The organism is Flavobacterium olei, from assembly GCF_039749035.1.
Classification (GTDB): Bacteria; Bacteroidota; Bacteroidia; order Flavobacteriales; family Flavobacteriaceae; genus Flavobacterium; species Flavobacterium olei.
Genome location: NZ_JBDKWC010000003.1, coordinates 510201 through 534812, shown reverse-complemented (window position 1 = coordinate 534812; position 24612 = coordinate 510201). Strand labels below are relative to the sequence as shown.

Below are 24612 nucleotides of genomic sequence, written 5' to 3'. Positions count from 1 at the left end.
ATATTTTTAATTGTTTTGTTTTTCTGCTATTAAACTTTGTTTTTTATAAAAAATCTTAAATCGATGCAAGATGATAAAAAAGAATACAAATAAAACAGGAAGTAGTATTTTCCACTTTCCAATTATAGTTGTCCTGTTCTCAATATTTATAGTAAAAGTAATCTCTTTAATAGTTTTTTCGAAATCTATTACTTTCAATCTGTTTCTGCCTTGTTCATCAATCAGGGATTGTTTTGTCTTTATAATATCGTTTAGCTGGGTATTTTCATTATAATACACCAATTTATCGTTTTTCTGAGCTCCTTTTGTAGCATTTGAAAAACTACTCAAAACATTATTAATCTGTTTTACAATCGAATCATTTTGAGCTATATTAATTTGCAGGTTTTTTAATTCTATTTTCTGAATTGTATTAAAATATTCCGATGAATTTAAAAAATTTAAAATTGGAGTCACAAGATCCTTATCTGTTAATACCTTACTTGCTGTAAAAGAAATAGTGTGGTATCTGTAATTTTTGCTTGTTATGGTATCTAACAAAATTTTGTTGATATCGCCATTCTCAGCCATTAGTTCTAATAACTGAAAATTTCGCTCCTTTGTGTCAACAAATTTATACGCTTCTACAACAGGTCTGATTTGAATGCGTTTAATAAGGTTCGGCTTTTTAATTCCAACCACATCCTTTAAAAAAACAGTGTCTTTCGAATTTACCTTTGACTGCAGTAAATTGATTTTAGAATACAGATAATCAACACTTTCAAAATTGGGCTGAACAATGATTTGATTATTATAGACTTTTCTTGTAGCGTCCATATACCAGCCTATTGCAAACCCGGCCACAACTAAAACCAAAACTACAACCCAATTCTTCATAAAGAACTGAATACTTCTAAAAATAGAAGTATTTACTCTATCAAAAAAATTACCTATCTTTTTTGAAATCTGAACTAAATCAATCTCCTGATCTTCTGAATTATGGGGTAATTTTGTACTCATTTATACAGGTTCTTTTATGTTGAAAATTTGTTCTAAAATTTTAATGGTAATCAGATAAGTAGGTTTTACGCCTGTTGTTCCCAGTCCGCCTGAAGCTAAGGTGCTTCCGGTTTCTAATGGATTATCTGAAGCATAATACGCATATCTTACTTTAATATCATGGGGAACGCTTTTTCTGATTTTTGACGCTGACTGAATGGCTTTCTGATAATAGGAACCTTCCATTTCCAGACCAATTACGCCCCAGGTAGATTCGTGGAAAAACTTTAATAAATCACGGTTCTGCAACGAAGTTCCTAAAACGGTAACCATTGCACCTTCATAAATATCTATGTCGTTTCCTTCGAACATGGCGCCTGTCAATTCATTTTCGAAAAAATAATTATCGGCCGTTCCTTCATTAATATGCGCTGTTGGAATCATGATATCGCCTTTTCCGCCTTCCAGAATTCCGGCTTTACCCATTATAGAAACCGATTTTACATTTAGTAAGGTTTCTTTTTTATAAGGTTTCAAAAGTTCATCAATTGTTTCGTACGCCTGTTCTCCAAAAGCATAATCCATTACGATGATCACCGGTTTTTCTTCGTCGATATTTGCGTATGAAAATGCCGTTTTTGACCAGTCAATTTTCGCCGTATCAAAAATCTGAACATCAATATTAGTTCCCGATGTATCCGGTAACGAAATCATTCCGTTTTTTTGTGCCAGTTCTTCAACCTGTGCTCTGATTTCTTTAGATCCTGAACTGCTTAGTTCTTCGTAAATAAAGAAATCTGATTTCCCTTTAAATTTGTTTTTTAGTAAAGGCGTTGCAAAAATCGAATTCATTACACTGTGCATATTGGCACTAATGACATGAATTGGCCGTTTTAATAAATCGTTGGCTTTTAAGACTTCCTTGATATTTGTTGCCCAGACTTCTCCGTGAATGTGGTGTCCTAAACGTTCGCGCAAAACCGGACTAAAAGTAATTGTACGTTTATTGTTTTCTACAATCTCTTCAATAGCCAGTTTTCCCAACCAGTAAATTACATGCAGAAATCGATCTGGAGCATTTTCAGAGCCAAAGGCATCGTAAATGTCCAAAACCTCCTCAAATGTTCTCGCTACGATATTGGCAACATGAGAAATCGCTTTTTCTTTCTCGATCTGACTTAATTTTTTGGTGCTTGTTACAGCTTGTTCCAGCTTCAGCCAATCGCGGGAAACTTCTCCTCCATCATCAATTAAAACTCTGTTTTTGATTTTATGAGATTCAATGAAAATGAATGTCAAATGGGTCAGGATATCATAAATGTCCGAACGACCACGTGTGATTTCCACGTTCATTTGTTCTTCGTCGATTCTATAACAGTTTCTTCTTCTTTTTGGAGGAACAATCGCCTGGAAATGAGATCTCGAATAACCTTCATCGGATGTTAAATTGATAAAACGGCACTGCTCAATTCCGATTGGAAGACGTTCTATAACATACAAAAGTCCGTTTAGTTCTACTTTTTCTTCGGCAATATTCCCGTAAATTTCCGGACGCAATGCCAATAATGATTCTCTTAAACTATCGCCCGAAACTCCCATTGGTTTATAAAAACCACGGTTGAATAAATGGCGCATGGTAATGTACATTTTTTCTATCGCCGCAGAAGATTCCTGCGCTCTTGATCTTGATATATGTTTGGTTTCTTTCATGTATTTTTATTTTAATAATCTTCTATAAGGGAAGATGATTCGAGTGTTTCGATAAACGAAATTAGGAAATATTACTATTATTTCAATTGAAAACTAAAAATGTGAGTTAATTTATAATGTTTATTTCAAATTAGGATTGACAATTTGAATGACTTCACATTCTGCAATTTTATGTGGGCCTTCCATGAAAAAAGCTTTTAATCCAATTTTAATTCGTCCTCTATGAAGTTCCAAAAGATATTCATTTACTAACCACATTTGGGCTTTTCCAAAATCAGGAACTCTAAGTGATTTATCTAAAATAATATTATTTTCTTCATCTAAAAATTCAGGCCAAATCATCCATAACTGCTTTTTATTTTCATCACCAGAATACATAAAATCTGAACGATATCCCTGCATCGGATTTCCTATTTTTCTTCCTCCTTCTTCAGGAGAATAAAAACGATATTGGACTATAAAATCACAGTCTCTCTGTCTAACTTGTTCATACGGTATGTGACGATCCAAATTCTGTTTTATTTTGATTTATCTTCGATTTTAAATTTATCCTTTTGCCCAATTTTCCGGATTTGAAACAATATAATCAGAAATTTTTTGATATTGATTATTGTCTCTAATGATATTATCATAAAACAATTTTTGCAATTGATGTGGATATCCTAATCTATTGGCATGTTTTGTTACAGCAGATTTATAGGATCCAACAATAGACGAAATGGTATTTTTTCCAATGTTTTGAAAACGTTGTGAACCTGGGTTTTGCGATTTGACGGTTGATAATAATGGTGATGTTGACGAGGGTGATGTCGCCGGTAGAGACAGGGCATGCCCTGTCTCTACATCATTCGTGTAATTCGCGTCATTCGCAATATTCACATTATTATTCAATTGTTTATCAATAATCAAAATTCCGTGAATATGATTTGGCATAACCACAAAATCCCCCAATTCAATATTTTTATGATGTATAGGAATTTGATACCACAATAAATCAGCAATTATTCCAACTTTGGATAAAACCATTTTATTATTTTGAATTTCTCCAAAATAATGTTCTCTGTCCTGTGTACAAATTGTTATAAAATATGCTCCGCTCCAACCATAATCCCACCATTGAGCTCTTACTGAAGAAATACGGTATTTATTCTGACACCTTTCTTTACTCATTCATTTTCATTTATTTATCCATCTAATTTATATGGACAAATACTGTTTAATCTTAGAAATATTATCTATAATTTTATCAAATTATCAGCAATTTTCCTGTCATTTGACAATCTCGGAATTTTATTCTGACCACCCAGTTTTCCCTGAGATTTCATATAATCCTGAAAACCGTTTTTGGAAACTTTAGTTACAACTACTTTTCTTAAAACATTTCCTGTGATTAAATCATCGTAATAAATGTTTTGTTTTCGCATCGAATTATCAATTGTTTCGGCAAAAACTTCCATGTTTTCGGGTTCTTTTTCAAATTCTATAAACCATTCGTGAAACGGCAATCCGCTTGACGGATTAATCTGAGGCGCCACCGTAAATTCGTTGATTACGATATTGGTTTCTGCAAGAGCTTCTTTCATAGCATTTTCGACTTCATTGGCAATTACATGTTCTCCAAATGCCGAAATATAATGTTTGATACGACCTGAAACGATTACACGATATGGAGCTGTAGAAGTAAACTGAACTGTATCTCCAATATTATAACGCCAAAGTCCTGCATTCGTAGAAATAATCAACACGTAATTTACGCCAACCTCAACTTCGCCAATTGTCAGCGCTTTTGGGTTTTCGGTAAAAAATTCTTCTGCTTTTATAAATTCATAGAAAATACCTGAATTTAATAATAAGAGCATTCCTTTTTCTTTTTGTGAATCCTGGTAAGCAAAAAAACCTTCAGAAGCAGGAAACAATTCAATGCTGTCTACTTTTCTGCCAATCATGTTTTCAAATTTGGCTCTGTACGGTTCATAATTAACCCCTCCGTAAATAAAGAGATTGAAATTTTTGAAAATATCTCCAATCTTTTTTCCGCCGCTTTTTTGTACAAGACGTTCAAAATACATCTGAACCCAGGACGGAATTCCTGAAATTACCGACATATCTTCGCTAATAGTTTCGTGTACAATGGCATCTACTTTGGTTTCCCAGTCTTCAATGCAGTTGGTTTCCCAGGAAGGCATTCGGTTTCTTTGCAAATATTTAGGAACAAAGTGCGCTACAATTCCGGAGAGACGGCCGAATTTAATTCCATATTTTTCTGTTAAAATGGGACTTCCCTGCAAAAAGATCATTTTTCCGTCAACAAAATCGGCATTGCCGGTTTCGTGTACATAATGTAAAATAGCATTTCTCGCCGCATTAATATGCGAAGGCATAGATTCTTTTGTAAGTGGAATATATTTTGCACCCGAAGTAGTTCCAGAAGTTTTGGCAAAATAAATTGGCTTTCCTTTCCAGAGAATGTTCTCTTCTCCCTTTACTACTTTTTCGATATAGGGTTTTAAATCTTCATAATCTCTTACAGGAACTTTTTTCTGAAAATCTGAAACCGAGTTTACAGAATCAAAATTATGGTCTTTTCCAAATTGTGTTTTTTCTGCATTTTTAATCAGATTTTTAAAAACTGCGTTTTGAGTCTCAACGGGTTTTTGAGACCATTTAAGAGTTTGCTTGTATATTTTTCTGGCGAATATTTTTGCCGCAATTGACTTAATTGACATTTTTTGTGGTATTTTTTTTGTCGCTTTTCTTTTTGCCCTGAGATTTTAACTGCTCTTTTTCGGTTTTAGATACTTCTTCTCTCAATTTTATTTCGGCATCTGATGCTTTCATGTTTAAAGCTGAAGCATCTTCGGCTGTCTCTGTTAAGATAGAATCTTTGTTGAATTTTGCATATTCTAATTCTCCTTTTAAAACTTTTTGGATACCTTTAATATAAAGCTCGTTTTTTCTCAAAGCAGTTTCCAGCGAATCAGATTTAATGGCCAGTCTGGTAGCATTTCTTTTTAATTCTGTCGAAGAATATCCCGGAATAAATTCGCGAAGCGGTGTAAATGCAATTATGAACGTAGTAACCAAAATTAGAAAAATACCTCCTAAAGTAAATGTTACAAAAACATTCATTAATGTTAATCTGAGAGAAAAGATTTCCTCAAAAGTATTCTCATTCAAAATAACCAGACGGTTTTTGATGAATAATTTTTTACGCAGATTTCTTTTCTTTTTACCAGACATTTTAGTTCTTTAAACGAGCAAATATAGTAATAAATCGTAAGGATAATGTGCGGAAAAGTTTTATGAATTTACTTAATTTACGATTTTATAAAATATTTAACGTGGTCTATTACAAATATTTTAAACCAAAAACACTTCTTCTTCGTATATTTCTATATACCTTTGCGGGATAATTAAGAAAAACAACTTGCTTCGGCATTAAATATACAATCATGGGAAGATTAGGTCTTACAGAAATCCTTGTAATAGTAGGTATTGTGATTTTACTTTTTGGAGGTAAAAAAATTCCAGAATTAATGAAAGGTTTAGGAAGCGGAATAAAGGAATTTAAAAACGCTGCTAAAGACGATCAACCTGCTGCTAAAAAACAAGAGGAAGAGTCAAAATTATAATTTTTTAACTTCTTTATTAAATCCCAAATTACAATTATAATAATTGTAGTTTGGGATTTTTTTTGCCTTACACTAAGCTTTAAAAAACACCAGTTCATTCTTATAAGTGTTTTCTCAAAAAAAAATAAAAATAACGTAGTTATACGGTATTTATTGTATCTTTTAACAAAATATTATCATTTAATACTTCCTTTCATTATTTTTACTCCGAATTTTAACTGAAAAGCAGGGAATTATGATTGATTCTACACGTAGAAGTTTTATTAAAAACGTGAGTATAGCTGGAGCTGCAACCTTATTTAGCAGTTCGTTAATTGCTCAAAATTCCCTAAACGATTTTTGGGATTTAAACCATGCAGATGAGGAAAATATTTTATCAAAATTTTCAAAATCAATTGCTACAAATGCTTTCAAATCGGATAGCTCTTTGCAAGAATGCTATAATAATGCCATCAAAACCTGGCAAAAAAATGGATATGAAGCTTCTTCAGATAACTGTTATAGTTCTGCAGACGGACTTTTAAAAATGTTTCCAATGCATCTTCATACCGAAACAACTGGAAAAATTGACAATGTTTTATTGTGTTTAGGAAAAAATTCAAATGGTAAATGGCAATCTATAAAATCACTCTCTGGATTTGATATTGAAGCTATTACTGTTGCTGTTAATGAGCTTAGAAAAAATAATACAAATGTTGATTTATCAAAATATTTATTTCCGGCAGCTGAACAGCCCTTTAATCCTTACGGTTTTGCAACAGAAAAAGGAAATGTTCAGCTTGCCACAATCTTATCTTCCAATCAAACTATAACAAAAATTATTATTACAGAAGGAAATAGAATTGTATACGACAGAAAAATTATTTCTTCACATACCCTTTCCATTACTTCTTTAGTAGTTTAAAAAATTCGCATATGGAACCATTTTTAGCCGAAATAAAAATTTTCTCTTTTAATTTTGCCCCAAAAGGATGGGCTCTTTGTAATGGACAGTTTATCCCTATTAATCAAAATCAGGCGTTGTTTGCTTTATTAGGAACGACATATGGAGGTAATGGGCAGACTAACTTTGCGTTACCCGATTTTAGGGCACGGACTCCAATACATTTTGGAAATGGTCATAATATAGGCGAAAGAGCAGGAGAGCAGGCTCACACTATAAACATTAGCGAACTGCCTCAACACAGGCATTTAGTTCAGGTTAAAACTGATGCAGTAAGTACAAATATTCCTTCCAATCAAACTATATTTGGTAATACTGCACCCAATCAGGTATACAATGGGACTGGAGAAAATCTAGTTTCAATGAATAATACTTCCTTATCCAGTATTGGAGGAAGTCAGGCACATTTAAATATGCAACCCTACCTTGCTTTAAATTTTTGTATAGCTCTACAAGGTGTGTTTCCATCTCAAAATTAATTAAATTAAAAAGTATATTATATATGGTATGTGTTGGTGAAATAAGAATTTTTGCAGGAAATTTTGCTCCTAACGGATGGATGTTTTGTGATGGACAAATGATGTCAATTTCAGAAAATGAAGTTTTATTTCAATTAATTGGCACTACCTATGGCGGAGATGGCCAGGAAACATTTGCATTGCCCGATATGCGAGGTCGCCTTCCTGTTCATTACGGAAATAATATCAATTTCGCAGAAAGTGCCGGCGTCGAGGAAGTAACCCTTATAACAGGGCAGATTCCAAATCATAATCATAGTGTAATCGCAACCAGCAATACAGCAGATACTGCAAGTCCAGCTGGTGCATATGCAAGTGCCACTGCAACAGGTAATAAGATTTATTCTCCAACAGCTCCATCGGTAGCTCTAAATTCTCAAACAATTACAATTACGGGCGGTAGTCAGCCTCATACAAATATGCAACCTTATTTGTGCGTAAACTTTATTATATCCTTGTATGGCATCTATCCACCTGTTAGCTAGTGCCTAAATTAGATAGTAACCTTTTTTTAAAAATAAAAATATTATGGACCAATTTGTGGCTGAAATACGCATATTTCCATTCAATTTTGCACCTACAGGCTGGGCATTTTGTAATGGACAGCTTTTGCCTATTTCTCAAAACACCGCCCTTTTCTCTTTGCTTGGGACAACATATGGTGGTGATGGAAAAACTACTTTTGCTTTACCAGATTTACAAGGAAGATCACCGATGCAACCGAGGCAAGGTCAAGGCTTATCATTACATGATTTAGGAGAAATGAGTGGAACTGAAACGGTGACATTATTAGAATCTGAAATTCCAGCTCATAACCATACGTTGTTAGCCGCCAGCTTTAATGCTCAGGTTACTTCTCCTGCAGGAAATAGTTTTGGACGCGGAAATCCCGTGAAAATCTATACCACTACAGGAACTTCAGCTTTTATGGATGAAAATTCAATTGCATCTACTGGTGGAAACAATCCGCATAATAACATGATGCCTTACTTGACGGTCAATTTTTGTATAGCACTTCAGGGAATTTTTCCTCAAAGACCTTAAAACTTAATTGTCATTGAAATTAGAATTAACAGATCTTAATCTTCGAAAGATTCAAAACATTGATTTGCCAATATTGTGTAAAATATATGGCAGTACGCGAACAGAAGAGTTAGATAATGGAACAAATTGGGATAATGAACAGAAAAAAAAATTTATAGAACATCAGTTTTTTGCTCAGCACGATTATTATCAAAAAAAGTTTCTGGGAGCTGACTTTTATTTAATTGAGAAACAAGATATAGCTATAGGTAGATTATATATAGACTATTTTTTCGAAAATAAAGAAATCAGGATTATTGACATCACAATACTTCCCGAATGGAGAAACAAAGGCATCGGAAGTTTAATTTTCAAAGAAATTATAAATAAAGCAAGAAATACAAACTTAAAAGTGACCATTCATGTTGAAAGTTTTAATCCTGCTAAGGAATTATACAAAAGATTGGGATTTATAAAAATAAGTGAAACAAATGGTATTTACCATTTAATGGAATGGAGCCCTAAATAGGTATAAAATTAAAAATTAATGCATGGATATAACTTTACTTTCTATAAAAGATTTTGAATCACAACTTAATCAATTTTTTAAAATTCAGATTTCGCCAGAACTTCAGTTAAATGCTCAATTGATTGAAGTAACTGAGTTAAAAAACTATTCTCAAATGGCACGAACTCCTTTTTCTGTTGTTTTTCGTACAGAACAGAAAAACGAATATTATGAACAAGGAATTTTTACTGTAATACACCCTCAAAAAGGAAACTTTGACTTATTTCTTTCTCCATTAGGTTTTGATAATGTTGGAATGAAATACGAAGCTGTGTTTTCTTGATTTATAAACTTTTAAAGTGAAAATATGAAAAATAACAAACTATTAATCATACTAATACTGTTTGGTTTCCTAACCTTTGGAATGTCTTACAATAATGTCATTAAGGAAAATATTGTCGGATCAATAATCAAGAAGATTCATAAAGTAGAAGAAAGCTTTGTGAACAAAAAAGGTAAAGATCAAAAGGTTATTACTAGTAGAGGTCAAATGCATAAAAAAGCTGCGTTTGCACCAAGTATTTCTGTTCTTAATTCTGTAGCTGTCAATGGTGGAGGCACAGCCGTACCAGGTTCACAACTTGATTTTACAATTACGATTACAAATAATGGAATTGATTCTGCCTTAGGAACTGCTTTTCAGGATATATTAGACTCTAACTTAACATTAGTTCCGGGTTCATTAAAAGCTACGCCAATTTCCGTAGATGATACCTATAATTGTATTGGTAATGTTGGTATTGTATTAAATGCTGCTCAGGGAGTTTTGGCTAATGACATAAGTCCCGACGGAACATTGTTAACATCTACTGTATTAGTAAATCCTTCTCATGGTACTGTTAATTTGTCTTCTAACGGATCTTTTACTTACAATTCTGCAGCAGGATATTCGGGTTTAGACAGTTTTACTTATACTCTGACCACAGCAAGTGGAAAAACAAGTACTGGAACTGTAAACATAAATGTTACAACCCCAATCTTTTTTGTAAATAGCGCTGCCACTGTAAATGGAAACGGGACCCTTGCAAGTCCTTTTAAAACAGTTGATAATGCGACAGGAACTGGATCAAATCCAATTTTTATTTATTCAGGTGCTAGTGGAAACGCGCTTACATTAGGTAATAACCAAAAAGTTATTGGACAGGGTGCTACAAGTTCTTTAGTATCCATTCTAAATTTAACACCACCATCTTACAGCAATGCACTTCCTGCTACAGGTGGAACAAGTCCAACATTTTCTGTTCTGAATCTTAACACAAATAATGATATTCAGGGAATTATACTAAGCGGTTCATCAGCAACAATGACGGGTAGCAATGTTGGCGCCTTGAAAGTTCGCGATGCAAGTATTTTGGGAGGTACAGCAACTGCATTAAATATTATTTCAGGAGGAATTGTCGATTGTATTTTTAAAACTATTTCTGCAAACGGAGGAGTAAAGGGAATATCTGTTAATGCGACAGGTAGTATTTACGTTACGGGAACAGGAACAACTGCTGGATCGGGAGGTACAATTCAGAATATACAAAACAGAGGTGCCGAATTTATTTCTTGCACCGTTGTATCGTTAAAAAACATGACCTTTATTAATGCCAATACTTCATCGGCAATTTGCAACAATGCAGTAAATGATAATTCCGGATGCAATGGTGCGATACATCTTAAAGGAATTTCGACAAAAGTAGATCTAGATAATATCTCTATTACCGGAATTACAAATTCAGTTGGTATTAATATTAATGACGTTAACAACTTATCCCTTACAAACAGTACATTAACTGGTTGCGGAAGTTTTAATGGCGGAAATTCGGAAGTTGGCGGGATTATGGCTCTTAACTTAAAAGGAACATGTTCTATAACTAATACCAATGTAAATGATTCCTGGGGTCGTGGTTTTTATGGTTATAATGGTATTCTTTCTCAAAACCCCAGCGTTGTTTTAACTGTGACCTCTTCACAATTTAAAAACTCATTTAATAGAGCAAATGGTGGTAGTAATTTTGCTTTTGAAGGTTATGGATCTTCAAATAATACTTTAATACTAAAGAAAAATGATTTCTCTAATTCTAAAACCGATGGCTTAACCTTAAATTTTGGAGGTACTTCTACTAACAGTGTTCAGGTTGGCGGACCAGTTCCAACTGATGGAAATATCATAAATGCACCTTCAGTAAGTCCAGGAGGTAATGGTTTGTCTTTGCAGGCTGTGGGATCTGCTGTGGTAAATTATAATATTATTTATAATACTTTAAAATCAAGTTTTAACGGATCCTTTGCTTGCAATGTAGGACATCAGGATAATGGATCAATGACCGGAAGAATCAACAATAATATTGTCGAAGGATCAGGTATAGGAACAGTTTCTAATGGAATTTCTGTAGCCGCTTTAGGAAACAGCAAACATATTACAGAAATCTTAAACAACACCATTAACAACGCTTCTAATTACGGTATTCAATCTGAAGTAAATGATAATAACTTGGCTGGTACAGCTAGAATGGATGCTACTATTAAAAATAACACAGTTAATGCTGTCGCGAACTCATATGCAAATGTTGGAATTGTAGCAGTAGCAACTGCTTCAAGCAGCATTAAAAATGCCGCGAATATTGGCGGAAATACGATTAATAATCCTAGTGGTATACTGGTAAACTTTGATGTTCTTTCTTACGGGGCAAGCTCTCAGGTAATTTTACAAGGTGCAACGGCTTTAAACTCTGGCGTCGGCGACAGATCTGCTGCATTAAAATTATTTTGGGATGCTAATAATCCAACTCCGGGTACTGCAATAGATGAAATGGCGGGACAAAATGGTACTGGGACAATTATATCAGGTAATGTTACACCACCTTCAAATATCTCAGCTTCTAAAATGGTTACAGTACAAGAAGATCTCCAAAGTGCGGCCGTACAAGAAGAATCAACGAAAAATATACAACCTGAAAGTACTCAGACTGCAAAAAATAATTCGGTACAAGCCACCACAGCAACAACACTTTCTGCAGGTCCATTTACTTTACCAGCCGGAAAAAGTACTGTAATAACCTTTAGTGCAACAATTAACGCTGCAGGAACATTGCCTCAAAACACCTGTGCTGTAACAAACCAGGCAACTGTAAGTGGTTCAAATTTTGCAACTGTAAATTCAAATATTACTACAACATCAATAAAACCAACAAACGCTACCGTTACAACAGATACACAAAATATTACTTGTCTAGGTAGTACGGCTGTTACTTTAAATGCTACTTGTCCTTTGGCTACCACTGCAACTTGGTATACTTCCTTGACGGGAGGAACAAGTTTTGCAACTGGGGCTTCTGTTTCAGCAACTCCTGTTGCAAATAATACAACTTATTGTGTAGCTTGCGAAGCTGCTTACTGTTCAAGTGACAGAGTGTTGGTAAAAACTGTAACCGGTACACCTTCCACTATCGCTCCTGATCAAGTGGTAACAGCATGTGATTCGTATACCTGGTCGGTAAATGGTACAAAATATACCAGCTCCGGAACTTATAGTGTTGTCGTCGGATGTGAGACTAAAACATTAAAACTTACCATCACTCCTTCTGATAGCGCTGCAGATGAAGTGGTGAAAGCATGTGATTCTTACATCTGGGCTGCGAATGGTACTAAATACACCAGCTCCGGAACGTATACAACTGTTGTTAATTGTCAGACAAGAACTTTAAAACTTACCATCACTCCTTCTACTTCCCTGCCGGATGAAGTGGTAGAAGCCTGCGATTCATATATCTGGACTGCGAATGGAACTCAATATACCAGTTCCGGAACATATACAACTGTTGTTAATTGTCAGACAAGGACTTTAAAACTTACCATCACTCCATCTACTTCCCTGCCGGATGAAGTGGTAGAAGCCTGCGATTCGTACACCTGGATTGCAAATGGAACTAAATATACCAGCTCTGGTACTTATACCAACAAAGTTGGATGCGTGACCAGAACGTTGAAACTTACTGTAACACCTTCTACTATCGCTGCTGATGAAGTGGTGAACGCATGTGATTCTTATACCTGGGCTGCTAATGGTATTAAATATACCACCTCGGGAACTTATACAACTGTTGTTGATTGTCAAACAAGGACTTTAAAACTTACCATAACTCCTTCTACTTCTCTGCCGGATGAAGTGGTAGAAGCTTGCGATTCGTATATCTGGACCGCGAATGGAACTCAATATACCAGCTCCGGAACATATACCAACAAAGTTGGGTGCGTGACCAGAACGTTGAAACTTACAATCACTCCTTACACCAGTTCGTCACAAACAGAAAATGCTTGTAGCAGCTATATCTGGTCCGTAAATGGAACCCGATACACAACATCTGGAACCTATACACATACAGTTGGTTGTGATACTAAAACTTTAGTATTAACAATTACAAACTCAACAAATTCTACACAAACAGAAACTGCTTGTAGCAGCTATACCTGGTCAGTAAATGGAGTTACGTATACCTCTTCCGGAACATACACATATACTGACGGATGTGATACTAAAAATTTAATATTAACAATTACTAATACTTCTACTAATACAGAGGTACAAAATGCATGTGATAGTTATACCTGGCCGGTAAATGGAATAACGTATACAACATCTGGTACCTATACATATACAGCTGATTGTGATACTAAACTTTTAGTATTGACAATTACGAACTCAACAAATTCTACACAAACAGAAAATGCTTGTAGCAGCTATACCTGGCCAGTAAATGGAGTTACGTATACCTCTTCCGGAACATACACACATACTAACGGATGTGATACTAAAAATTTAGTATTAACAATTACTAATACTTCTACTAATACAGAGGTACAAAATGCATGTGATAGTTATACCTGGCCGGTAAATGGAATAACGTATACATCATCTGGAACATTTACTCATACTTTAGGATGTGAGACCAAAACTTTAAGTTTAATAATTACTGATTCTACTACTACTACAGAGACAGTAACAGCCTGCAAAATGTATGTGTGGCCGGTAAATGGAACAACTTTTTCAACTTCAGGAGTTTATAGTCATACTGTCGGTTGTGATACTAAAACATTAATATTAACAATTAATGATCCTTCAGCAATTCAGAAAACAGTAAGCTTAAATTCAGGAATAGTAACAGCAGATTATTCAGGAGCTTCTTATCAGTGGTACAAGTGTCCTGATACAGCATTGAGCAATGAAACTAATCAATCTTTTACGCCTACATTACCAGGAGATTACAAAGTTGCTATTACTGTTGGCGAATGTACAGTTGTTTCAGATTGTATTACTGTAACTAATTTGGGCGTCGATGATTTTAAAGTTTCTAATTTTAAAATGTATCCTGTTCCAAGTAAAGGAATTTTAAATATCCTTACCAAATATGATGGAAAATACATCATTGTAGATTCAGCAGGAAAACTTGTAAAATCAGTGAATCTAAACGCAGATGTTCTCAATACAATTCATATAGAAGATCTCGCAGATGGCGTTTATTTAATTAAGAATACCAATAATCAATCAATTAAGACTCAGAAATTCATTCTAAAAAAATAACTTCCTTAAGTTCTCCAAAAGCCTCAAATTGTAAAGACAATTTGGGGCTTTTATTGATATACTAAAATTTCAAAATAAAAAACTCCCAAACTACAATTGTAATTTGGGAGTTTTTTTAAAAAAATATTTTCAACTTTCTGAATTTAAAGAATCATCGTTAACTGAATTCTCTTTCTGTCTTCATCAACCTCAGTAACCTTTACATCAACATGCTGATGTAATTTTACCACTTCGTTCACATCACTTACAAATCCTGCTTTAAGCTGCGAGATATGTACTAAACCACTTTCTTTGATTCCGATGTCAACAAAACAACCGAAGTTGGTAATGTTGTTTACAATTCCCGGCAAAATCATTCCCGTTTTTAAATCTTTAATCGATTTTACGTTGGCGTCAAACTCAAAAACCTTCGCCGATTTCCTTGGATCTAATCCGGGTTTTTCCAGCTCTTTAATGATGTCTTTCAGCGTAAGTAAACCAATTTCAGGTGTTATATAATTTTCGGCTTTAATAAGCGCTGTTTTTTCTTTATTCGCAATTAGATCATTTACAGAAATTTTCAGATCCTTTGCCATCTTTTCTACAACCGGATACGCCTCCGGATGTACTGCTGAATTATCCAGCGGATTCTTCGCATTCGAAATTCTGATAAATGCTGCCCCCTGCTGGTAGGCCTTATCTCCTAAACGAGGCACCTTTTTCAATTGCTTTCTGTCTTCAAACGGACCATTTTCAGAACGATATTGTACAATGTTTTCGGCAAGTTTCTCCCCTATTCCACTTACATAACTTAGCAAATGTTTACTTGCGGTGTTAATGTTAATTCCAACCGAGTTTACGCAGCGAATTACGGTATTGTCCAATTCTTCTTTTAATTTATTCTGATCCACATCGTGTTGGTACTGCCCTACTCCAATGGCTTTCGGATCGATTTTTACCAATTCGGCCAACGGATCTGAAAGTCGTCGTCCAATCGAAACCGAACCACGAACTGTTACATCATAATTAGGAAATTCCTCTCGCGCAATTTTTGATGCAGAGTATACCGAAGCTCCAGCCTCAGAAACGATAAAAACCTGAATTGGCTTGTCGAACGCAATTTTTTTAATGAAAAATTCAGTTTCCCTAGACGCTGTTCCGTTTCCGATAGAAATGGCATCAATCTGATACGCATTCACCATCGAACGGATTTTTTTAATTGCCATTGTTTCCTCATTTTGAGGCGCATGCGGATAAATAGTTTCGTTGTATAGTAAATCACCTTTTTCGTCCAGGCAAACTACTTTACAGCCGCTTCTGAAACCCGGATCTATAGCCAAAATTCTTTTTTCTCCCAACGGCGGCGCCAATAATAGCTGTCCGAGATTATTAGCAAAAACCTGAATTGAGTTGGCGTCGGCCTTTGCTTTGGCTTCCTGCAAAGTCTCATTCCCAATCGCCGGATTTAGTAATCTTTTAAAACTGTCTTCAATCGCCAGCTGTAAATGCGCTGTCGAATTATTTTGTTTTTTTATAATAATTTCGTCAATAACGTCATACGCTTCATCGAGATCTACATCAATTTTCATTTTTACAAAACCTTCATTTTCGGCACGAAGCATTGCCAGTAAACGGTGCGAAGGTGCTTTCGCCAGATTTTCTTCCCAGTCAAAATACTGGCTAAATTTCTGTGCTCCTTCTTCTTCCGATTTCTTTTTTACCACTTTAGTCGCAATTGTCGCTTTACGCTGATACAATCTTCTAAGTTGTTTACGCACGTAAATATTTTCGTTGATCCATTCGGCTACAATATCTCTGGCGCCCTGAATTGCCGATTCTTCATTTATAACATTATCATTTAAATACTGTGTTGAAATAAAATCAAAGTCGACATCACTTTCAGACATAATTAATTTTGCCAAAGGTTCAAGACCAAATTCGCGGGCAACATCTGCTTTTGTTTTTTTCTTCTTTTTGTATGGAAGATAGAAATCTTCAATTTCCTGCAAATCAAAACTATCTTCTATTTTTTTCTTCAATTCGGGAGTAAGTGCTTTTTGTTCTTCAATAGATTTTAGAACCGCTTCCTTACGTTTTACAATTACCTCATACTCTTTATGAAGCTTTGCAATCTGTTCAATTACAACTTCATCAAGATTTCCGGTCGAATCTTTTCGGTAACGGGAAATAAACGGTATTGTACAATCTTCTTCTAAAAGTTTAACTGTGTTTTGAATGTTAACCGCCGCTGTTTGTACAGTTTTGGCAATGAATTGAATATTAGTCATTCTTATTTATTTTGATCACAAAGATGCAAAGTGTTTTGCTAAAATTGAAAAGATTTCAGTATATTATTTTTTTGATTTAAAGTAATTTCTTTTTATCTGGAGGTAGAAAATTTTCTCCTGTTACTACACTTTTTCCTGTTTTTTCTTCCAAAGCTGTTCTTGCATTTTTTGCAATTGCGCCGCCTTTTTTACCAGAGTCCGCATTTTCTGCCAATCCTTTTGCTTCCACACTTTCTGCAATTTGTCGTGTGGAAAGTTCAGCGAGAGCAGTAAAAATTAATTCTGCTTCAGACATATGATCCCTCAAATTATGAGATTCCAATCCTTTTGCTTCTTTATGTTCTTTTACAGACAAACCAGTCCATTCCTGATGAATAATATTGGTCAGCATTGCAAATTCATCCTGTTTTTCAACTCCGGAATCTTTCCAATAATCTGTTAACTTATTTCGTGTTTCCTGCCCCGTCATTCGTTGCTGAATCCATTTCTCACTTCGTCCCAAATTTTGCCAATTTTCACGAGCCCTGTCTAAACTTTGAGAGGGATCTGCCAGCTCCTGAATTCTTTCGTAACCTACTTTAGCCAGCCATTGTTTAAAAGGTTCTGCCTTTGGAGAAGGAATAGATTGAATTAAACGTAGAAGAGTTTCGGTATCTGCGGTATCTGTAAGTCTATTTTTCCCGTCGTCAGCAAGCATTTTCAACTGTACGATTTTATCGTACGCTTCACTGCCTTCAGCTTTTAGCTTCTTTTTTAAATCGGTCCAATACCTTTTAGGGATTGTACTTCCTGTTAAAATTTCGATCACATCAATAACCGAAAAATACCAAACTTCATTTTCAGCATCATAATAACTTCTTACTTTTTTCTGTTCAAATAATTGGACTGGACTCATCTTATAATGTAAGTTAGATTATTTCTATTTTAAATATGTAGCTAAAATACTATATTTGTTGCTAATTTTAGCCAATGGAAGTTTTATTAATATATTTTTTAGTTGTAAATGTTCTTGAGTTTAGTATTGCCGGTTATGATAAATCACTGGCAATTAAACAAAAACGCCGAATTCCGGAAAACACCTTATTTTTTCTCGCCTTTATTGGCGGAACAATTGGTTTATTATCGGCCATGTTTCTATTTACTCACAAAACGAGTAAATTTTCCTTTATTGCAAAATTTGCCGGAATAATTTTGATTCAGGGAGGAATTGGCTACCTGATTTATACTTATAAATGATAGTTATCCACATTGTTAATAACTGTAAAAAAGTATATAATACTATTAAAATCAATTATTTAAAATAAAAAAACCGCTAGAAATTATAGAATCCGCCGGTTTGTTTTGTATTTATATGGTGCGAAGCACCGATTTTTTTTTTACATTTTAAGAACAGGCAATTTTATTGACTCTTGTCTGATGTCTTCCACCTTCAAAAGCAGTTGTTAAAAAAGTTTCCACAATTTCTACCGCCTGATGAATTGACGTAAAACGCGCCGGAATACTTACAATGTTTGCATCATTATGTAAACGTGTTAAATATGCGATTTCTTTGGTCCAGCATAATCCGGCTCTTACTTTTGGATGTTTGTTAACCGTCATCGCGATTCCATTTCCGCTTCCGCAGATAACAATTCCAAAATCTGCTTTTCCTTCCGAAACATCATTAGCTACCGGATGTCCAAAATCCGGATAATCTACAGAGGCATCTGTATCTGTTCCGTAATTGGTTACTTCATATCCTTTTTCTTCCAGCATTTTTACAATTGCTTTTTTATATTCTGGTCCCGCGTGGTCGTTTCCTATCGAAATTTTCATTTTAAATACTATTAAGTTGTGCTACTACAAATTTACTTAATTATTACCTTTTGGCCACGATTTACAGCAATTTTCACTAATTTCTTTTTAATACTTTAGTTTTAAACATTCATTATTTGAAATAATAAACAGGAGCCTATTTATAATTGGGAAGCTGTCCCTAAAATTACACTGCAAGATGCCAATTTATTTTTTGATAAACAGTTTTCAAAATTTCTATATTATAAATGATATTTTCAAAATTGGCGTAATTCATGTCTAAAAATATAAAACTACAACTCTCTTACGTTCAAACTCTTATCACTTATTAACAATTTTAATAACTCTATAACTAACTGATTTTCAATAAATAAAAAGCAATAAATTTGTTAAATTTTAGAGCTGTTAATAGCATATCGTAATTCATTGATATTCAGTTAACCTTAAATTAACAAAAACTGTTAATAAGTTAGAAAAGAAAATTAGAAGTTTTTTTTGGTTGTTTGATAAAAATGCTTAATCCAAAACCGGAATTAAAAATCCTAATAAAGTTTCAGGAATTTTTAGAAAAGTTATCAATATCAAAAATGCTATTTTCAACAGAAATCAACATATCAACTTATCTACAATTTCAATTCAATTTTGGTTGTCAACCGTTGTTAATTAAAATTGAAAAAAGCTTCAAAACTAAACTTTTAACCCAAAATAAGTATGTTGATAACTCCGAATAACTAAAAGAAACTTCATTTCAATACTTTTAAAAATAAATTTGTTCGACATATTAACACACTATAATAACCAACAATTTTATTTAAATTTTAAAAAATCTTTTTTGTTGTATTTAATATATGTTGAAAACTATTAAAGTTTAAAATTGAAAAATTTTAGTTTTGAATCGAATCTATTTTGAATTTGAATTTGTTTCAGACAATTTTAAGCGGATTGTTAAGATTGTCGAGAATCTCCTGAACTTGTTCGAAATCGCCAGGGTGAATTTTGAGTCTGATGCCACCCAGCGCTGCAGAATACATTGGAACGACTGATAGTGTGATTTCGTTTTCAAAAAAATAGGGTATTCCTTCCTGCTCTAATAAGTGTTTGAGAATGACTGTTTCGTAGTCATAGTTGAATATGGCGATCGTCTTGAAGCTTTCCATAAGGGTGTTTTTATAAAGATACGAAATGGCCCGCATTTAAGTTGAAAAAGCAATATTTAAAATGGGTGAATTGTTTTTTTATTGTTTAAAAGGATTGAAAATCAGTATTTGAAAGTTATAATTTTAATAAATCTATTTGTTAAAATCTGTTATTCGATATCTTATTTGTAATTTTAAACTTTATAAGAAAAGATATATGAGTAAGAAAATTAGAAAGCCGATAAAAAACGACAAGGATTTCTCCGGAAAAATATTGAAGATTTTATCGCAAAATCCTAATAAAGGATTTAATTACAAACAGATAGCAGACAAACTAGAACTTGACGATACAAAAAGCAGAAATCAGATTATTAAGGATTTAAAGATAATGGCAGGTTCAAAAAAAATTATTGAATCGGAACCTGGAAAATATTTAGTTAAAGCCGAAAGTCAGGATTATTACGAAGGAACCATAGATATGACAAGCCGTAAAACCGCTTATTTTATCTGTCCGGATTTTACAGAAGATGTTTTTATCCCGACAAATAACTTGAACAGGGCTTTGGACAAAGACAAAGTAAAAGTTTATGTTTATAACAGAAGAAAAGGTAAAAGACCTGAGGGTGAAGTCATTGAAGTTGTAGAAAGAAACAAAACCGAGTTTGTTGGGGTTATTGATATTCAGCCCAATTTTGCTTTCGTTTCTACTGCGAATCCCAAAATGTATACGGATATTTTTATTCCGAAAGAAAAAATGGGAGAAGCAGAAAACGGCGATGTGGTTCTGGTCAACATTGAAGACTGGCCAAAAAGAGCCGATAGTCCGTTTGGTTCTGTAATTAAAGTTTTAGGAAAACCCGGAGAACACAATACAGAAATTCATGCTATTCTTGCAGAATATGGTTTACCATCAGATTTTCCGGTAGAAGTAGAGGTATATGCACAAAAAATAGATACTTCAATACAGGAATCTGAAATTGCAAATCGACGTGATATGCGTGATACACTTACGTATACGATAGATCCAAAAGATGCAAAAGATTTTGATGATGCACTGTCTTTCAAAAAGTTAGAAAATGGAAATTACGAAATCGGTATTCACATTGCCGATGTTTCGTATTATCTGGAAGAAGGAACTATTCTGGATGATGAGGCCTATCAGCGTGCTACCTCGGTTTATTTAGTAGATAGAGTAGTGCCGATGCTTCCGGAAGTTTTGTCTAATTTTGCTTGTTCGCTGCGTCCACACGAAGAAAAATATACTTTCTCTGCTGTTTTTGAAGTATCTCCGACAGCACAGGTTATCAATCAATGGTTTGGAAGAACAGTAATCTATTCGGATCAGCGTTTTGCTTATGAAGAAGCGCAATATATTATTGAAACAAAAGACAATACTATTCCCGTCGATATTTCAATTACCGGAGAATCGTATGTTGTGCCGGATGAAATTGTAGAAGCGACTTTAAAACTCGATGAATTAGCTAAAATTTTGAGAAAGAAAAGAATGCAGAATGGTGCGATTTCTTTTGATAAAGTAGAAGTAAAGTTCAATTTGGATGCAGAAGGAGAACCTGAAGGTGTTTATTTTAAAGTCTCTAAAGATGCCAATCATCTTATTGAAGAATTCATGCTTTTAGCCAACAGAAAAGTAGCCGAATACATCGGAAAACAAAAGAAAACCTTTATTTACAGGATTCACGACGAACCAAATGAAGATAAACTTATTGCAATGCAGCAAGTAATTGCAAAATTTGGTTATAAAATTGATTTTAGAGAAAAAGGAAATATTTCCAAATCTTTAAATGCTTTGATGGAAGAAGTAAATGGTAAAAAAGAGCAAAACTTAATAGATACTCTTGCGATTAGAAGTATGAGTAAAGCCAAATATTCGACAGAAAATATTGGTCATTATGGTTTAGCTTTTGATTATTACAGTCATTTTACTTCGCCAATCCGTCGTTATCCGGATGTTATGGTACATCGTTTGTTACAATTTTACTTGGATGGAGGCAAATCTGTTGACGAAGAAACCTACGAAACCAAATCCCAGCATTGTTCTAACATGGAAAGTCTGGCAACAAACGCCGAACGTGACAGTATCAAATACATGCAGGTTAAATACATGCAGGATCATCAGGACGAAGAATTCCTGGGTGTTATTTCTGGTGTTACCGAATGGGGAATTTATGTAGAAATTGTTTCTAACAAATGCGAAGGTATGGTTAGAATCAGAGATATAAAAGACGATTATTATACTTTTGATGAAAAGCAATATGCCTTAGTTGGTGCTACATCAGACAGTATTTTACAATTAGGAGATGAAATTTACGTTAAAGTAAAAAATGCAGATTTAGTTAAAAAACAATTAGATTTTCATTTTTTACGAAGAGCTGAATAGGTTAATAAATAAAAAAAGAAACATGAAAAAATTAATTATAGGCGCTGCAATATTAGTAGCACAATTATCTTTTGGTCAGGTAACCAAACAATTAGGAGATTTTGATTCGGTAAAAGTATTCGATAAACTGAGTGTAAAATTAGTACAGTCGACAGAAAATAAAATTGTAATAAAAGGTACCAGAGAAGCAGAAGTTGAAGCTGTAAATAAAAATGGTATTTTAAAATTGAGAATGCCTTTTCCGAAACTTTTGTCGGGAAATGATTTGGATATAACTTTATATTACAAGCATTTAGAACTTATAGATGTTAATGAAGGTGCTGAAGTTACAAGTAAAGAAACCGTAAAAGCAACATCTTTTAAAGTTAGTGCGCAGGAAGGTGGAAAAATAAAAGTAGATTTGAATGTTGATAAACTAAAAGTAAGTTCAGTTTCCGGAGGAGAAATTACTGCAACAGGAACTGCAACAAATCTGGATGCAGGTTTAGGAGCCGGAGGATATTTCCTTGGAAGTAAATTAGCAACGTCTCAAACGAATGTAAGCGTTTCTGCGGGAGGAAAAGCCGATGTGAATGCATCAACCCTTGTAGATGCAAAAGTTAACGCAGGAGGCTCTATTTACATCTATGGTAATCCGAAACAGATTAATGAGAAGAAAGTTTTTGGAGGTAAAATCGAACAGGTTAAATAAATAATGATTTTGAATGATAAATGATATTCTAGCTGGACTGCCATGGGGACTTTTTTTAAGTTTCATGGTAGGACCAGTATTTTTTATACTAATAGAAACCAGTATTACAAAAGGATTCAGAGCTGCAATGGCTTTTGATTTTGGTGTAGTATTAGGTGATATTTTTTTTATAGGAATAGCATACTTAGGCAGTTACAGACTTATCCAGAGTTTAAAAGATAAACCGGCATTATTTATTTTTGGCGGTATTATTATGCTCGCTTACGGCATTATCTCTTTTTTAAAATTAAAGAATAATGAAAAAATGGATGATGAAGAAATAGACCGGGATATTATTAAAAGAAATTACGGAAGCTTATTTATAAAAGGTTTCCTGCTCAATGTTATTAACATTGGAGTTTTAGGTTTCTGGCTTGCAGTAATCATTTCTGTCGGACCAAAATTAGAAATGCAGAATAGCAGAATGTTCACTTTTTTTACTTCTGTTATCATTGCTTATTTATTAGTCGACTGCATTAAAATAGTTTTAGCCAAACAATTAAAATCAAAAATGACACCCACTAATATTATCAAAATTAAAAAAGCTATTAGTATTGTTTTAATGATTTTTGGGTTGGTGTTAATAACTCAGGGATGGTTTCCTAAAGAAAAAGAAATGATGAAAAATGCTTTTGAAAGAATTGAAAAGAAGTAGTTGTTAAAAACTTGAAAATATAAAATTAAACCTTTGAATTTCAGAGGTTTTTTTGTGTTTATTGATTATCGAACTTTGTCAAAGTTTGAAACTTTGACAAAGTTAACGTGCAGTTTTACGTATATTTTGTCATTTCGACGAAGGAGAAATCCCCGCAAGAAACTCTGCAAAGTTTGATTCAGATTGTAGAGCTGCTCGTGGAGATTTCTCCTTCGTCGAAATGACAAAAATGGGGATAATTATTGTAGAAAACATAGCCAAGGTTTCAACCGTGGGTTACGAATTGCCATATTCTGTGCGTCCCCACGGTTGAAACCTCGGGCTATGTTTGAAATTGTAATATCTAAAAATTATTAGAAAAGGTCTTGAGAAATCGTCCGGAGTCGAACGTGAAGCTTTATCTAATTTTTTCTAAAAATTAATCATAAAAAAAAACCTTCAAAATGCTTTGAAGGTCTTAGAGATATCATCCGGATTCGAACCTATCTTTATCTAATTTTTTCTAAAAATTAACCATAAAAAAACCTTCAAATTGCTTTAAAGGTTTAGAGAAATCGTCCGGATTCGAACGTGAATCTTTATCTAATTTTTCTAAAAATTAATCATAAAAAAAACCCTCAAAATGCTTTGAAGGTCTTAGAGATATCATCCGGATTCGAACCTATCTTTATCTAATTTTTTCTAAAAATTAACC

General features: G+C 33.9%; 22 protein-coding genes. 12 read left to right on the top strand and 10 right to left on the bottom strand.

Annotated features, from left to right (window positions below):
- Nucleotides 1-6: 6 nt before the first annotated feature.
- The 6 genes from ABEB31_RS09990 to ABEB31_RS09965 all read right to left on the bottom strand — a co-directional run bounded on the left by ABEB31_RS09990 (nucleotide 7) and on the right by ABEB31_RS09965 (nucleotide 5928).
- The gene (locus ABEB31_RS09990) at nucleotides 7-999 is read right to left on the bottom strand and encodes a hypothetical protein (RefSeq protein WP_347051440.1); all 993 of its coding nucleotides are present in this window, start codon (nucleotides 997-999) and stop codon (nucleotides 7-9) included.
- Nucleotides 1000-2688 (bottom strand): DUF6909 family protein, encoded by a 1689-nt coding sequence (locus ABEB31_RS09985; RefSeq protein ID WP_347051438.1) that lies wholly within the window; start codon nucleotides 2686-2688, stop codon nucleotides 1000-1002.
- 120 nt (nucleotides 2689-2808) lie between these two features.
- Complete coding sequence (locus tag ABEB31_RS09980; RefSeq protein WP_347051436.1) at nucleotides 2809-3198, bottom strand: hypothetical protein; 390 nt, start codon at nucleotides 3196-3198, stop codon at nucleotides 2809-2811.
- A gap of 36 nt (nucleotides 3199-3234) precedes the next feature.
- Complete coding sequence (locus ABEB31_RS09975) at nucleotides 3235-3858, bottom strand: transposase (protein ID WP_347051434.1); 624 nt, start codon at nucleotides 3856-3858, stop codon at nucleotides 3235-3237.
- Between the two features lie 65 nt (nucleotides 3859-3923).
- Nucleotides 3924-5414 carry a GH3 auxin-responsive promoter family protein gene (locus ABEB31_RS09970; RefSeq protein ID WP_347051433.1) on the bottom strand — a complete coding sequence of 497 codons (1491 nt, stop codon included), beginning with the start codon at nucleotides 5412-5414 and terminating at the stop codon, nucleotides 3924-3926.
- Nucleotides 5404-5928, bottom strand: coding sequence for a peptidase (locus ABEB31_RS09965; RefSeq protein WP_347051431.1), 525 nt, complete (start codon nucleotides 5926-5928; stop codon nucleotides 5404-5406). The genes ABEB31_RS09970 and ABEB31_RS09965 overlap by 11 nt, the downstream gene beginning before the upstream one ends.
- 212 nt (nucleotides 5929-6140) lie before the next feature.
- Between ABEB31_RS09965 and ABEB31_RS09960 the strand changes: the two genes are divergently transcribed.
- The 8 genes from ABEB31_RS09960 (at nucleotide 6141) to ABEB31_RS09925 (ending at nucleotide 14938) form a co-directional block, all read left to right on the top strand.
- On the top strand, nucleotides 6141-6320 hold the full coding sequence (locus tag ABEB31_RS09960) for a Sec-independent protein translocase subunit TatA/TatB (RefSeq protein ID WP_347051429.1): 180 nt from the start codon (nucleotides 6141-6143) through the stop codon (nucleotides 6318-6320).
- Nucleotides 6321-6555: 235 nt separating this feature from the next.
- Nucleotides 6556-7224: a twin-arginine translocation signal domain-containing protein gene (locus tag ABEB31_RS09955; protein WP_347051427.1), complete on the top strand. Its 669-nt coding sequence runs from the start codon at nucleotides 6556-6558 to the stop codon at nucleotides 7222-7224.
- An 11-nt stretch (nucleotides 7225-7235) separates the two neighbouring features.
- A complete protein-coding gene (locus tag ABEB31_RS09950) occupies nucleotides 7236-7742 on the top strand; it encodes a phage tail protein (protein WP_347051426.1) in 507 nt (168 codons plus the stop codon).
- Between the two features lie 23 nt (nucleotides 7743-7765).
- Complete coding sequence (locus tag ABEB31_RS09945) at nucleotides 7766-8266, top strand: phage tail protein (protein ID WP_347051424.1); 501 nt, start codon at nucleotides 7766-7768, stop codon at nucleotides 8264-8266.
- A gap of 43 nt (nucleotides 8267-8309) precedes the next feature.
- Entirely contained in the window at nucleotides 8310-8825 is a 516-nt protein-coding gene (locus ABEB31_RS09940; RefSeq protein WP_347051422.1) for a phage tail protein, read from the top strand.
- 13 nt (nucleotides 8826-8838) lie between these two features.
- Nucleotides 8839-9333 (top strand): GNAT family N-acetyltransferase, encoded by a 495-nt coding sequence (locus tag ABEB31_RS09935; protein WP_347051420.1) that lies wholly within the window; start codon nucleotides 8839-8841, stop codon nucleotides 9331-9333.
- A 22-nt stretch (nucleotides 9334-9355) separates the two neighbouring features.
- Complete coding sequence (locus ABEB31_RS09930; protein WP_347051418.1) at nucleotides 9356-9655, top strand: DUF6916 family protein; 300 nt, start codon at nucleotides 9356-9358, stop codon at nucleotides 9653-9655.
- A 24-nt stretch (nucleotides 9656-9679) separates the two neighbouring features.
- Nucleotides 9680-14938, top strand: coding sequence for an Ig-like domain-containing protein (locus ABEB31_RS09925; protein ID WP_347051416.1), 5259 nt, complete (start codon nucleotides 9680-9682; stop codon nucleotides 14936-14938).
- A 143-nt stretch (nucleotides 14939-15081) separates the two neighbouring features.
- Here ABEB31_RS09925 and ABEB31_RS09920 read toward each other — a convergent pair whose 3' ends face one another.
- Nucleotides 15082-17205 (bottom strand): Tex family protein, encoded by a 2124-nt coding sequence (locus tag ABEB31_RS09920; RefSeq protein ID WP_347051414.1) that lies wholly within the window; start codon nucleotides 17203-17205, stop codon nucleotides 15082-15084.
- 76 nt (nucleotides 17206-17281) lie between these two features.
- Entirely contained in the window at nucleotides 17282-18100 is an 819-nt protein-coding gene (locus ABEB31_RS09915; protein WP_347051412.1) for a BRO-N domain-containing protein, read from the bottom strand.
- 74 nt (nucleotides 18101-18174) lie between these two features.
- Between ABEB31_RS09915 and ABEB31_RS09910 the strand changes: the two genes are divergently transcribed.
- Complete coding sequence (locus ABEB31_RS09910; RefSeq protein ID WP_347051410.1) at nucleotides 18175-18441, top strand: DUF1294 domain-containing protein; 267 nt, start codon at nucleotides 18175-18177, stop codon at nucleotides 18439-18441.
- 147 nt (nucleotides 18442-18588) lie between these two features.
- Here ABEB31_RS09910 and rpiB read toward each other — a convergent pair whose 3' ends face one another.
- Together rpiB and ABEB31_RS09900 are read right to left on the bottom strand one after the other, a co-directional pair.
- A complete protein-coding gene (rpiB, locus tag ABEB31_RS09905) occupies nucleotides 18589-19020 on the bottom strand; it encodes a ribose 5-phosphate isomerase B (protein ID WP_347051409.1) in 432 nt (143 codons plus the stop codon).
- Nucleotides 19021-19922: 902 nt separating this feature from the next.
- On the bottom strand, nucleotides 19923-20156 hold the full coding sequence (locus ABEB31_RS09900; protein ID WP_347051407.1) for a putative signal transducing protein: 234 nt from the start codon (nucleotides 20154-20156) through the stop codon (nucleotides 19923-19925).
- A 196-nt stretch (nucleotides 20157-20352) separates the two neighbouring features.
- Between ABEB31_RS09900 and rnr the strand changes: the two genes are divergently transcribed.
- The 3 genes from rnr to ABEB31_RS09885 are packed head-to-tail and all read left to right on the top strand — an operon-like array spanning nucleotide 20353 to nucleotide 23918.
- A complete protein-coding gene (gene rnr, locus ABEB31_RS09895; protein WP_347051406.1) occupies nucleotides 20353-22533 on the top strand; it encodes a ribonuclease R in 2181 nt (726 codons plus the stop codon).
- A 22-nt stretch (nucleotides 22534-22555) separates the two neighbouring features.
- Complete coding sequence (locus tag ABEB31_RS09890) at nucleotides 22556-23224, top strand: head GIN domain-containing protein (RefSeq protein ID WP_347051404.1); 669 nt, start codon at nucleotides 22556-22558, stop codon at nucleotides 23222-23224.
- A 13-nt stretch (nucleotides 23225-23237) separates the two neighbouring features.
- Nucleotides 23238-23918, top strand: coding sequence for a LysE family translocator (locus ABEB31_RS09885; protein WP_347051402.1), 681 nt, complete (start codon nucleotides 23238-23240; stop codon nucleotides 23916-23918).
- Nucleotides 23919-24612 lie beyond the last annotated feature (694 nt).

Excerpts from the sequence above, each read along its gene's own strand:
- ABEB31_RS09930 (WP_347051418.1), top strand. The coding sequence starts at position 9,356 with ATGGATATAACTTTACTTTCTATAAAAGATTTTGAATCACAACTTAAT.
- ABEB31_RS09910 (WP_347051410.1), top strand. The coding sequence starts at position 18,175 with ATGGAAGTTTTATTAATATATTTTTTAGTTGTAAATGTTCTTGAGTTT.
- ABEB31_RS09990 (WP_347051440.1), bottom strand. The coding sequence starts at position 999 with ATGAGTACAAAATTACCCCATAATTCAGAAGATCAGGAGATTGATTTA.
- ABEB31_RS09955 (WP_347051427.1), top strand. The coding sequence starts at position 6,556 with ATGATTGATTCTACACGTAGAAGTTTTATTAAAAACGTGAGTATAGCT.
- ABEB31_RS09915 (WP_347051412.1), bottom strand. The coding sequence starts at position 18,100 with ATGAGTCCAGTCCAATTATTTGAACAGAAAAAAGTAAGAAGTTATTAT.
- rpiB (WP_347051409.1), bottom strand. The coding sequence starts at position 19,020 with ATGAAAATTTCGATAGGAAACGACCACGCGGGACCAGAATATAAAAAA.
- ABEB31_RS09985 (WP_347051438.1), bottom strand. The coding sequence starts at position 2,688 with ATGAAAGAAACCAAACATATATCAAGATCAAGAGCGCAGGAATCTTCT.
- ABEB31_RS09940 (WP_347051422.1), top strand. The coding sequence starts at position 8,310 with ATGGACCAATTTGTGGCTGAAATACGCATATTTCCATTCAATTTTGCA.
- ABEB31_RS09920 (WP_347051414.1), bottom strand. The coding sequence starts at position 17,205 with ATGACTAATATTCAATTCATTGCCAAAACTGTACAAACAGCGGCGGTT.
- ABEB31_RS09945 (WP_347051424.1), top strand. The coding sequence starts at position 7,766 with ATGGTATGTGTTGGTGAAATAAGAATTTTTGCAGGAAATTTTGCTCCT.
- rnr (WP_347051406.1), top strand. The coding sequence starts at position 20,353 with ATGAGTAAGAAAATTAGAAAGCCGATAAAAAACGACAAGGATTTCTCC.
- ABEB31_RS09885 (WP_347051402.1), top strand. The coding sequence starts at position 23,238 with ATGATAAATGATATTCTAGCTGGACTGCCATGGGGACTTTTTTTAAGT.
- ABEB31_RS09890 (WP_347051404.1), top strand. The coding sequence starts at position 22,556 with ATGAAAAAATTAATTATAGGCGCTGCAATATTAGTAGCACAATTATCT.
- ABEB31_RS09975 (WP_347051434.1), bottom strand. The coding sequence starts at position 3,858 with ATGAGTAAAGAAAGGTGTCAGAATAAATACCGTATTTCTTCAGTAAGA.
- ABEB31_RS09950 (WP_347051426.1), top strand. The coding sequence starts at position 7,236 with ATGGAACCATTTTTAGCCGAAATAAAAATTTTCTCTTTTAATTTTGCC.
- ABEB31_RS09965 (WP_347051431.1), bottom strand. The coding sequence starts at position 5,928 with ATGTCTGGTAAAAAGAAAAGAAATCTGCGTAAAAAATTATTCATCAAA.
- ABEB31_RS09925 (WP_347051416.1), top strand. The coding sequence starts at position 9,680 with ATGAAAAATAACAAACTATTAATCATACTAATACTGTTTGGTTTCCTA.
- ABEB31_RS09960 (WP_347051429.1), top strand. The coding sequence starts at position 6,141 with ATGGGAAGATTAGGTCTTACAGAAATCCTTGTAATAGTAGGTATTGTG.
- ABEB31_RS09970 (WP_347051433.1), bottom strand. The coding sequence starts at position 5,414 with ATGTCAATTAAGTCAATTGCGGCAAAAATATTCGCCAGAAAAATATAC.
- ABEB31_RS09900 (WP_347051407.1), bottom strand. The coding sequence starts at position 20,156 with ATGGAAAGCTTCAAGACGATCGCCATATTCAACTATGACTACGAAACA.